This window comes from Paractinoplanes rhizophilus, from assembly GCF_042664765.1.
GTDB lineage: Bacteria > Actinomycetota > Actinomycetes > Mycobacteriales > Micromonosporaceae > Actinoplanes > Actinoplanes rhizophilus.
Window position 1 is genome coordinate 156,567 of record NZ_JBHTBJ010000003.1, and the last position, 8,917, is coordinate 165,483.

The following is an 8,917-nucleotide window of genomic DNA, read 5'->3' on the forward strand; positions in this document are numbered from 1 at the left end:
GGAGCATCTGAAATGCCCACGCCCACGAAGGGTCCCCGCCTCGGCGGCAGCCCGGCGCACGAGAAGCTGATCCTGGCCAACCTGGCCACGGAGCTCTTCCGGCACGGGAAGATCAAGACCACCGAGACGAAGGCCAAGCGGCTGCGCCCGCTGGCTGAGCAGCTCATCACGAAGGCCAAGCGCGGCGACCTGCACGCTCGTCGCCGGGTGCTGACCGTCGTGCGGGACAAGGACGTCGTGTACGCCCTGTTCGAGCAGATCGCTCCGCGGTACGGCAACCGGCCGGGTGGCTACACCCGCATCACCAAGACCGGCCCGCGCAAGGGCGACGCCGCTCCGATGGCCGTCATCGAGCTGGTCGAGGAGCTCGAGGTCGCGGCCACCACGGCGCCGGCCAAGAAGTCGGCCCGCAAGGCCGCCGCGCGGCAGGACAAGGTCGAGGCCCTGGCCCGCGAGGACGAGGCGCCCGCCGCCACGGCCGAGCCGGACCAGGACGCCGAGGCGCCGGAGAACGCTTCCGGTGACAAGGGCGCCGAGGGCCCGGGCGACCAGGCCGAGGGCGAAGACACCAAGGCCTGATTCGCCACGACAGCTGGGTGAGGCCCGGCACCCCTCCCGGGTGCCGGGCCTCACTGTGTCCGAGGAGATCGATGGAGACCATTCGGCTACGACTGGACGTCTCGTACGACGGCGCCGACTTCTCCGGATGGGCGGCGCAGCCGGCCCGGCGGACCGTCGCCGGAGTGCTCACCGAGGCGCTGGGACGCCTGGTCGGGGCGGAGACCCCGCTGGGGCTGACCGTGGCCGGGCGGACCGACGCCGGGGTGCACGCCACCGGGCAGGTCTGCCACGTCGACCTGCCGCTGGACTCGTGGGCCGGCCTCGAGGGGTCGCTGCTGCGGCGGCTGGCCGCGCTGATGCCGCCGGACGCCCGGGTCCGGGCGATCACGCCGGTGCCGGCGTCGTTCGACGCGCGCTTCTCGGCGACCTTCCGGCGGTACGAGTACCGCGTCTCGGACACGCCGTGGGGACCGGAGCCGCTGCGGCGGCACGACACCCTGGGCTGGGTGCGGCCGCTCGACCTGGACCGGCTCAACGCGGCGGCCGCGGGCCTGGTGGGCGAGCACGACTACGCGGCGTACTGCAAGCGGAAGGAGCACGCCACCACGGTCCGGGCGATCACCCGGCTGGAATGGCGGCGGGATCCGGACGGCGTCTGCGTGGCCACCGTGCAGGCCGACGCGTTCTGCCAGTCGATGGTGCGCAGCCTGGTCGGGGCCATGCTGACCGTGGGCGACGGCCGACGCGAGCCGTCCTGGCCGGCGAGGCTGCTGAGGCTGCGGGAACGGTCGAGCGAGGTCACCGTGGCGCCGGCGCACGGGCTGACGCTGGTGGCCGTCGGCTATCCCGAGGAGGCCGAGTACGCGGCCCGGGCCGACGCGACCCGGCGGCTGCGGGCTTGAGGTCCGATACAGACCCTAAGGCCCCTCTGGGAGAGGCCCGGCCGGGACGCCGGCCGCGCGGCGGCCCAGGATCGTGGTGCCCAGGTAGCTGTCGACGAGGTCGACGGTGATCCGGGACGCGTACGGGTCGTCGGCGGCGACCACGCCGTCGTCCGGCCGGTTGATCACGCAATAGAGCAGGTAGTGGCCGCGGGTGCGCCAGCCGATCTGCGCGGTGGGCAGCGCGTCGGGGCCGAGTCTCGCGGCGGGCAGGGTGGCGAAGCTGCCGTCGCCGGTCTCCACCAGACGACGCAGCACATCGTCCACGTCCGCGGCGCCGGCCGCGTCGGCCAGGTTGAACACTCCCGCGGTCACCCGGTAGTCGCCGTACGGCGCCACCAGGCCGGCCCGCACCACCTGGCTGCACCCGTGCCCGGCGAGCAGGCCGCCCAGGCTGCCGGTGGTGGCGGTGTCGCAACTCGCGTCGATGTGGGTCAGCGTGATCCGGTACGGCCGCGCGCCCGCCGGCCGGACCGAGTCGCTGTCCGGGAAGACTTCTTCGACCGTGAGCGGATCGGCGTCGACCGTGCGCGAGGCCAGCATGCCGGCCGCGATCGAGTCCGGGCCGGCCGCCGCGCCGCCACCGCCGCGCCGGCCGGCCAGCACGAAGAACGCGGTCAGCGAGACCAGCGCGAGCAGGATCAGCGCGGCCAGCCCGCGAACCAGCAGCTGAGCGGTCCGCTGCGGCTCGCCGGCCGCGCGCGAGCGTTGCCGGGCCGGCGAGCGGTGCTGGCCGACGCCGCCGTTGCCGCGCCGGCCGGGCGGCCGGGCGGCGGCGATGACGCTGCCCAGCAGGGCCGGCGCGCCGCCGGGCACGCGATGCTCGCGGCGTTGAGGGGTGCCGTACAGCATGCATTTCACGCTAGGCGCGCACGCCGATCGATGGCCGGACACCATGTGCGGCACCCCGCCGCAGGTGGCGGGCCGGGGCGGCGGCAGACTTGCCGGGTGACCGCCGAGCATTACTTCAGCACCGAGCCCGCGACGCCGGCCCAGCGTGGCGAGATCGAGTTCAACGTCGCGGGGCGCGACTACCGGCTGGCCGTGGCGTCCGGCGTCTTCTCGGCCGGCCGGCTCGACCCCGGCACCGCGGTGCTCCTGCGCAAGGGCGACCTGCCCACCGCCGAGCGCGCCGGGGTCTTCCTCGACCTGGGCTGCGGATACGGCCCGATCGCGGCGGTGCTGGCCACCGAGTCGCCGCGGGCCACCGTGTGGGCGGTGGACGTCAACTCACGGGCGCGCGAGCTCACCGCCGCGAACGCGGCGACGCTCGGCCTGGCGAACGTCCAGGTGGCCGCGCCCGACGAGGTGCCCGGGGACCTCGTCTTCGACGAGATCTGGAGCAACCCGCCGATCCACGTGGGCAAGGCCGAGCTGCACGCGCTGATGGAGCGCTGGCTGCCCCGGCTGGCCCCGGCCGCGGTGGCCTGGCTGGTGATCAACCGCCATCTCGGCGGCGATTCGCTGCACGCCTGGCTCGTCGACCACGGCTGGCAGGTCGAGCGGGTGGCCAGCCAGAAGGGCTACCGAGTGCTGCGGGTGGGCCGGAAAACCGGCTGACCACGGCGGTCCGGCCCGGGAGAATGCTGCCCCATGGGTTACGTGGATGTCGCCGGGGTGAGCTATGTGCTGCCCGACGGCCGGGAGCTGTTCGCCGACGTGTCGTTCCGGGTCGGCGAGGGCGCCAAGGTCGCGCTGGTCGGGCCGAACGGCGCGGGCAAGACCACGCTGCTGCGGATGGTCGCCGGCGACCTGCCGACCCAGGCCGGGGGGATCGCGCGCTCCGGCGGGCTGGGCGTCATGCGCCAGTTCATCGGGATGATCGGCGACGACCGTACCCTCGAAGATCTTGCTTTGTCGTTGGTCGAGCCCGCCCTGGGCGACGCCGGCGCTCGGCTTGCCTCCGCCGCCGCCAGCCTGGACGAGACCGAGCGCAGCCAGATCGCCTACGCCAACGCCCTCGCGCACTGGGGTGAGGTGGGCGGGTACGACGCCGAGGTGCTCTTCGACACGGTGGCCGTCGCGATCCTGGGCAAGCCGTGGGACGAGGTGCGGCGCCGGCCGGTCCGCACGCTCTCCGGCGGCCAGCAGAAACGCTTCGCGCTCGACCTGCTGCTGCGCGGCCGCGACGAGGTGCTGCTGCTCGACGAGCCCGACAACTTCCTCGACGTGCCCGGCAAGCGCTGGCTCGAGCAGCGGCTCACGGAGTCGCCGAAATCGGTGCTGTTCGTCTCGCACGACCGCGAGCTGCTGGCCCAGACCGCCGACCGGGTGGTGGCGGTCGAGGGCGGCAGCGCGTGGACGCATCCGGGCGGGTTCGCCTCCTGGCACGAGGCCCGGGTGCACCGGCACGAAAAGCTCGAGGAGAACCGGCGCCGCTGGGACGAGGAGCATCAGAAGCTGCGCGAGCTGGTGCTGATGTACAAGCAGAAGGCCGCCTACAACTCCGATATGGCCTCTCGATATCAGTCGGCCCAGACCCGGCTGCGCAAGTTCGAGGAGGCGGGGCCGCCACCGCTGCCGCCCAAGGAGCAGTCGCTGCGGATGAACCTGCGCGGCGGGCGTACCGGCAAGCGGGCGGTGATCTGTGAGCAGCTCGAGCTCGAGAACCTGACGTTCCCGTTCGACCTGGAGATCTGGTACGGCGATCGGGTCGCCGTGCTGGGCGCGAACGGCACCGGGAAATCGCATTTCCTGCGGCTGCTGGCGGCCGGCGGCACCGACCCGGAAGCGGAGAACAAGCCGGTGGACGGGGCGCCGCTGGCCTACGTGGCGCACGAGGGCGTGGCGCGGCTGGGCGCGCGGGTCCGGCCGGGGCACTTCTCGCAGACGCACGATCGGCCGGAACTGCAGGAGCGGACGCTGGTCGAGATCCTGTGGCGGGGGGACGATCATCGGTCCGGCATGGACCGGGCCGGGGCGATGAAGGCGCTCAACCGGTACGAGCTGGCGGGGCAGGGCGATCAGCGGTTCGGCACGCTGTCCGGCGGGCAGCAGGCGCGGTTCCTGGTGCTGCTGCTGGAGCTGTCCGGGGCGACGGTCCTGCTGCTGGACGAGCCTACGGACAACCTCGACCTGGCGTCGGCGGAGGCGCTGGAGGAGGGGCTCAAGCAGTTCGAGGGGACGGTGATCGCGGTCACCCACGACCGGTGGTTCACCCGCTCGTTCGACCGCTTCGTGCTGTTCCAGGGCGACGGCGAAGTGATCGAGACCCCCGAGCCGGTCTGGGACGTGCGCTGAGCCGGCTGGCTGCGCTTCGCTCCGCGGGCGATCGCCTGGTAACCGGTGAGATGGCACGCGATTTTCGTCGCCGCAAACCCCGCGGCGTCGAAAACCGAGTGCCATCTCACCGGCGGCGATCGCTGGATTTTTGGTCGTGGGACGGTTAGCGTCCGGGGAGAAAGACAACCCCACGGGAGTCCGGATGCACCGGGCTGAGAGGGGGGCTGATGCGGCCCCCGACCGTCGAACCTGATCCGGATCATGCCGGCGCAGGGAGGAGCGTTCGTTGTTTCCTCGTTTGCACATCGTCACCGACTCGCTGGACGTGGTGCGCGGAGCCGTCGGGCACGGACCCGTTGCGATTCAGATCCGAGTCAAGAAGTCTGACCGGCTCGCGTACGAGCTGACCGTCGCCGCGCTGGAGGTGTGCCGGGCGGCCGGTGCGCTGTGTCTCGTCGACGACCGGGTCGGGGTCGCGCTCGCCGCCGGAGCCGATGGGGTGCACGTCGGGGCCGACGATCTGCCGGTCGCAGCGGTGCGGCGGGTCCTGGGTCCGTCGGCACTCGTGGGCGCCACGTGCCGGGATCCGGCAGCGGCGCGGGCGGCGGTGGCCGACGGGGCCGGCTATCTCGGGGTGGGGCCGGCGTTCGCCACGTCCAGTAAGGACGGTCTGCCGCCGCCGCTCGGGGCGGCCGGGATCGGGGCGGTGGTCGACGCGGTGCCGGGCACGCCGGTGATCGCGATCGGGGGGATCACCGCCGCGAACGCGGCCCAGCTGCCAGGTCATGGGGTGGCGGCGATCTCGGCGATCGCCCGGGATCCGGCCGGGGCCACCATCGAGCTGCTGAAGGTGCTCGCGCGATGACCGTCGCGGTCGTCGGGGCGGGCATCATCGGGCTGTCGATCGCGTGGCGACTGCGGGAGCGCGGCTTCGAGGTCACGGTGCTGGACAGCGGCGAGCGCGGCGCCTGGCACGTCGCGGCCGGCATGCTGGCGCCGGGCGGGGAGTCCGCGTTCGAGCAGCCGTGGCTGACCCGGCTGCTGGCGGAGTCCGGCGAACGGTGGCCGGCCTTCGCCGCGGCGCTCGGCGTGGACGTGGGCTACGACGACGCGGGGACGCTCGGGCTGGCGATGACCGCCGACGACCTGGCCGACGCGGCGCGGGTCTGGACTCGGCAGAAGCTGGCGCTGCTGCGCCCGTCGGAGCTGCGCGAGCGCGAGCCGGCCCTGTCGCCGCGGGTGCGGGCCGGGGTCTACGCGCCGACCGAGCGGCAGGTCGACCCGCGCAAGGTGGTGGCGGCGCTGCGCGACCGGCTGGACGGCCGGATCGTCGCGCGGCGCGTCGAAAGACTGTCCGACGTGGACGCCGACACCGTGGTGGTCGCGGCCGGCTGCGGAACGGCGGCGCTGACCGGGCTGCCGGTGCGGCCGGTGAAGGGGCAGGTGCTGCGGCTGCGCGGCGAGCCGGGGCTGCTGCGGCACGTGCTCGACGCGACCGTGGACGGCCGGCACGTCTATCTGGTGCCGCGGTCCGACGGCGAGATCGTGGTCGGCGCCACCCAGGAGGAGCGGACCGACCGGGCGATCACCGCGGGTGGGGTGCACGACCTGCTGCACGCGGCGATCGACCTGGTCCCGGGGCTGGCCGAGGCGGAGCTGGTGGAGACCACCGTGGGCCACCGGCCGGGCACGCCGGACAACGCGCCGCTGCTGGGGCGGCTGCGGGACAACGAGATCGTGGCGGCCGGGCATCACCGCAACGGGGTGCTGCTGGCGCCGATCACGGCCGACCTCATCGCCGGGCTGGTGGCCGGCGAGGAAGACCCATTGCTCGAGCACTTCGCGCCGGGGAGGTTCTGATGCGGTTGACGGTCAACGGGCGGGAGCTCGTCGAGACCGGGGACGGCCTGTCGGTCGCGGCCCTGGTCGAGCGGCTCACCGAGGCGCGGCGCGGGGTCGCGGTGGCGGTCAACGGCACGGTGGTGCCGCGGTCGACCTGGGCGACGAGCCGGCTCGCCGACGGGGACGCGGTCGAGGTGCTCACCGCGGCGCAGGGGGGATGACGATGCTGTTCGGGGAGTCCCGGCTCATCCTCGGCACCGGCGGCGCCACCAGCCTCGCCGCGCTCGACGAGGCGATCCGGGCGTCGGGAACCGAGCTGGTCACCGTCGCGCTGCGCCGGGTCACAGCGCCTTCTTCGACCGGGGCCGGGCCGGGCCTGCTGCCGATGCTCGACCGGCTCGGCGTGCGGGTGCTGCCGAACACGGCCGGCTGCTACACGGCCGGCGACGCGATCAAGACGGCCCACCTGGCCCGGGACGCCTTCGAGACCGACCTGATCAAGCTCGAGGTGATCGGCGACGAGCGGACGCTGCTGCCCGACGGGGTGGAGCTGCTGGCGGCGGCCGAGCGGCTGGTGGCCGACGGTTTCACGGTGCTGCCGTACACGAGCGACGACCCGATCCTGGCGCGCCGGCTGGCCGACGTGGGCTGCGCGGCGGTGATGCCGGCCGGGTCGCCGATCGGCTCGGGCCTGGGCATCTCCAATCCGCACCACATCCGGCTGATCCGGCAGTCGGTGGACGTTCCGGTGGTGCTGGACGCGGGCATCGGCACGGCGTCGGATGCGGCGCTGGCGATGGAGCTGGGCTGCGACGCGGTGCTCATCGCGAGCGCGATCACCCGGGCCGACGATCCGGCGGGGATGGCGGCGGCGATGCGGCACGCGGTGATGGCGGGCCGGCTCGCGTACGCGTCGGGCCGGATCCCCCGGCGCTTCCACGCGGTGGCGTCCACTTCGGACGAGGGGCTCGCGCGGTGGTGACGCCGAGCGGTCTGGTCCTGCTGACCGATCGACGGCTCGCCTCCGGCTCGCTCCTGACGGTGGTCGCGCGGGCGGTCCGCGGCGGCGTCGCGTGGGTCGTTCTCCGGGAGCGCGATTTGCCGTACGCCGAGCGAAGGGCGCTCGCCGTCGCCCTCCGCGACCTGCTCCCGCCGGGGCGGCTCATCGTCGCGGGGCCCGACCCGCTGGGCGCGGACGCCGTGCATCTCGCGGCGGCCGACCCGCTCCCGGCGGCCGTGGTCGCGCTGGTCGGCCGCTCGTGCCACGACACCCCACGACTGTCCATCGAGAACTACGTGACACTGTCGCCGGTTTATCCGACGCGGTCGAAGCCGGGTTACGGGCCGGCGCTGCCCCCGGCCCGGGCGGCCGGGATCGCGGGCGGCGTGCCGTGGCTGGCGCTGGGCGGGATCGACACGCCGGCGCGGGCCGCGGAGTGCGCCGCGGCCGGGGCCCGGGGCATCGCGGTGATGGGCGCGGTGATGCGCGCCGACGATCCGGAGCGGGCGTCGCGCGAGCTGGCCATGGCGTTCGGCAAGGCCCGCGCGGCGGCATCGGTGCGGACGCGATGACGCCGCCGGTGGTGCTGACGATCGCCGGCTCGGATTCCGGCGGGGGAGCGGGGATCCAGGCCGATCTCAAGACGTTCGCGGCGCTGGGTGCGTTCGGGACGTCGGTCGTCACGGCGATCACCGCGCAGAACACGCGGGGGGTCACCGCCATTCATCCGGTGCCGATCGAGGTGGTGGCGGCGCAACTGGACGCGGTGCTGTCCGATTTCGAGGTGGCGGCCGTGAAGGTCGGGATGATCGGCGACCGGGCGGTGGCCGAGCTCCTCCGGGCCCGCGGGGCGCAATTGCCCAACCTGGTGGTGGATCCGGTTCTCGTCGCCACCTCGGGAGCACGGCTCTCGGCCGCTGCGGTTGTCGAGCCCCTCGTCGCGTACGAAAGTATCTTGACGCCCAATCGGCAGGAAGCCGGCGCCCTCACGCAAAGCTCGGTCACGACGGCCGGGGAAATGATTTCGGCGGCTCGCCGGCTCGCCGCCGGCGGGCCGCGCGCGGTGGTGGTGACCGGCAGCGAGCAGGCCACCGACGTGCTGTGGCACGACGGCGAGATCACCGTGCTGCCGGGCGAGCCGATCGACACGATCAACAACCACGGTTCGGGATGCACCTTCTCGTCGGCGCTCGCGGTGCGGCTGGCGTTCGGCGACTCGGTGCCGTCGGCGGTGCGCGCGGCCAAGAAATACGTGACGGCCGCGCTGCGGGGTGGCCGGAAATGGCGGCTGGGCGCCGGGCCCGGACCGCTGGACCACTTCGCCTGATCTTTCGTGAGGCCCGGCGCCGGG

General features: G+C 73.9%; 11 protein-coding genes and 1 riboswitch. Of the genes, 10 read left to right on the forward strand and 1 reads right to left on the reverse strand.

Features of this window, described 5'->3' with window-relative positions; all coding sequences use genetic code 11:
• The first annotated feature begins 12 nt into the window (after positions 1-12).
• Together rplQ and truA are read left to right on the forward strand one after the other, a co-directional pair.
• Positions 13-579, forward strand: coding sequence for a 50S ribosomal protein L17 (rplQ, locus tag ACFQS1_RS06615; protein WP_378965214.1), 567 nt, complete (start codon positions 13-15; stop codon positions 577-579).
• A gap of 71 nt (positions 580-650) precedes the next feature.
• Positions 651-1,463: a tRNA pseudouridine(38-40) synthase TruA gene (truA, locus tag ACFQS1_RS06620; RefSeq protein ID WP_378965215.1), complete on the forward strand. Its 813-nt coding sequence runs from the start codon at positions 651-653 to the stop codon at positions 1,461-1,463.
• Positions 1,464-1,478: 15 nt separating this feature from the next.
• Here the strand turns inward: truA and ACFQS1_RS06625 are convergent, their stop codons facing one another.
• Positions 1,479-2,354: a hypothetical protein gene (locus tag ACFQS1_RS06625; protein WP_378965217.1), complete on the reverse strand. Its 876-nt coding sequence runs from the start codon at positions 2,352-2,354 to the stop codon at positions 1,479-1,481.
• 96 nt (positions 2,355-2,450) lie between these two features.
• Here ACFQS1_RS06625 and ACFQS1_RS06630 point away from each other — a divergent pair, with 96 nt between their 5' ends.
• From ACFQS1_RS06630 to thiD, 8 genes are all read left to right on the forward strand, one after another.
• The gene (locus ACFQS1_RS06630; protein ID WP_378965218.1) at positions 2,451-3,062 is read left to right on the forward strand and encodes a class I SAM-dependent methyltransferase; all 612 of its coding nucleotides are present in this window, start codon (positions 2,451-2,453) and stop codon (positions 3,060-3,062) included.
• 33 nt (positions 3,063-3,095) lie between these two features.
• Positions 3,096-4,742 carry an ABC-F family ATP-binding cassette domain-containing protein gene (locus ACFQS1_RS06635; protein ID WP_378965219.1) on the forward strand — a complete coding sequence of 549 codons (1,647 nt, stop codon included), beginning with the start codon at positions 3,096-3,098 and terminating at the stop codon, positions 4,740-4,742.
• 162 nt (positions 4,743-4,904) lie between these two features.
• A riboswitch (TPP riboswitch) is annotated at positions 4,905-5,017 on the forward strand.
• Positions 5,011-5,589 carry a thiamine phosphate synthase gene (locus ACFQS1_RS06640; protein ID WP_378965220.1) on the forward strand — a complete coding sequence of 193 codons (579 nt, stop codon included), beginning with the start codon at positions 5,011-5,013 and terminating at the stop codon, positions 5,587-5,589. (Overlaps the previous riboswitch by 7 nt.)
• On the forward strand, positions 5,586-6,584 hold the full coding sequence (gene thiO, locus ACFQS1_RS06645) for a glycine oxidase ThiO (protein WP_378965221.1): 999 nt from the start codon (positions 5,586-5,588) through the stop codon (positions 6,582-6,584). The genes ACFQS1_RS06640 and thiO overlap by 4 nt, the downstream gene beginning before the upstream one ends.
• Positions 6,584-6,787, forward strand: a complete 204-nt coding sequence (gene thiS, locus ACFQS1_RS06650) for a sulfur carrier protein ThiS (protein WP_378965222.1) — start codon at positions 6,584-6,586, stop codon at positions 6,785-6,787. Before thiO ends, thiS begins: the two co-directional genes overlap by 1 nt.
• On the forward strand, positions 6,784-7,548 hold the full coding sequence (locus ACFQS1_RS06655) for a thiazole synthase (RefSeq protein WP_378965223.1): 765 nt from the start codon (positions 6,784-6,786) through the stop codon (positions 7,546-7,548). The genes thiS and ACFQS1_RS06655 overlap by 4 nt, the downstream gene beginning before the upstream one ends.
• Positions 7,542-8,138 carry a thiamine phosphate synthase gene (locus ACFQS1_RS06660; RefSeq protein ID WP_378965225.1) on the forward strand — a complete coding sequence of 199 codons (597 nt, stop codon included), beginning with the start codon at positions 7,542-7,544 and terminating at the stop codon, positions 8,136-8,138. Before ACFQS1_RS06655 ends, ACFQS1_RS06660 begins: the two co-directional genes overlap by 7 nt.
• Positions 8,135-8,893 carry a bifunctional hydroxymethylpyrimidine kinase/phosphomethylpyrimidine kinase gene (thiD, locus tag ACFQS1_RS06665; RefSeq protein ID WP_378965226.1) on the forward strand — a complete coding sequence of 253 codons (759 nt, stop codon included), beginning with the start codon at positions 8,135-8,137 and terminating at the stop codon, positions 8,891-8,893. The genes ACFQS1_RS06660 and thiD overlap by 4 nt, the downstream gene beginning before the upstream one ends.
• Positions 8,894-8,917 lie beyond the last annotated feature (24 nt).

Coding starts and splice junctions, on each gene's coding strand:
- rplQ (WP_378965214.1), top strand. CDS start 13: ATGCCCACGCCCACGAAGGGTCCCCGCCTCGGCGGCAGCCCGGCGCAC.
- ACFQS1_RS06625 (WP_378965217.1), bottom strand. CDS start 2,354: ATGCTGTACGGCACCCCTCAACGCCGCGAGCATCGCGTGCCCGGCGGC.
- thiO (WP_378965221.1), top strand. CDS start 5,586: ATGACCGTCGCGGTCGTCGGGGCGGGCATCATCGGGCTGTCGATCGCG.
- ACFQS1_RS06655 (WP_378965223.1), top strand. CDS start 6,784: ATGACGATGCTGTTCGGGGAGTCCCGGCTCATCCTCGGCACCGGCGGC.
- thiD (WP_378965226.1), top strand. CDS start 8,135: ATGACGCCGCCGGTGGTGCTGACGATCGCCGGCTCGGATTCCGGCGGG.
- ACFQS1_RS06635 (WP_378965219.1), top strand. CDS start 3,096: ATGGGTTACGTGGATGTCGCCGGGGTGAGCTATGTGCTGCCCGACGGC.
- thiS (WP_378965222.1), top strand. CDS start 6,584: ATGCGGTTGACGGTCAACGGGCGGGAGCTCGTCGAGACCGGGGACGGC.
- truA (WP_378965215.1), top strand. CDS start 651: ATGGAGACCATTCGGCTACGACTGGACGTCTCGTACGACGGCGCCGAC.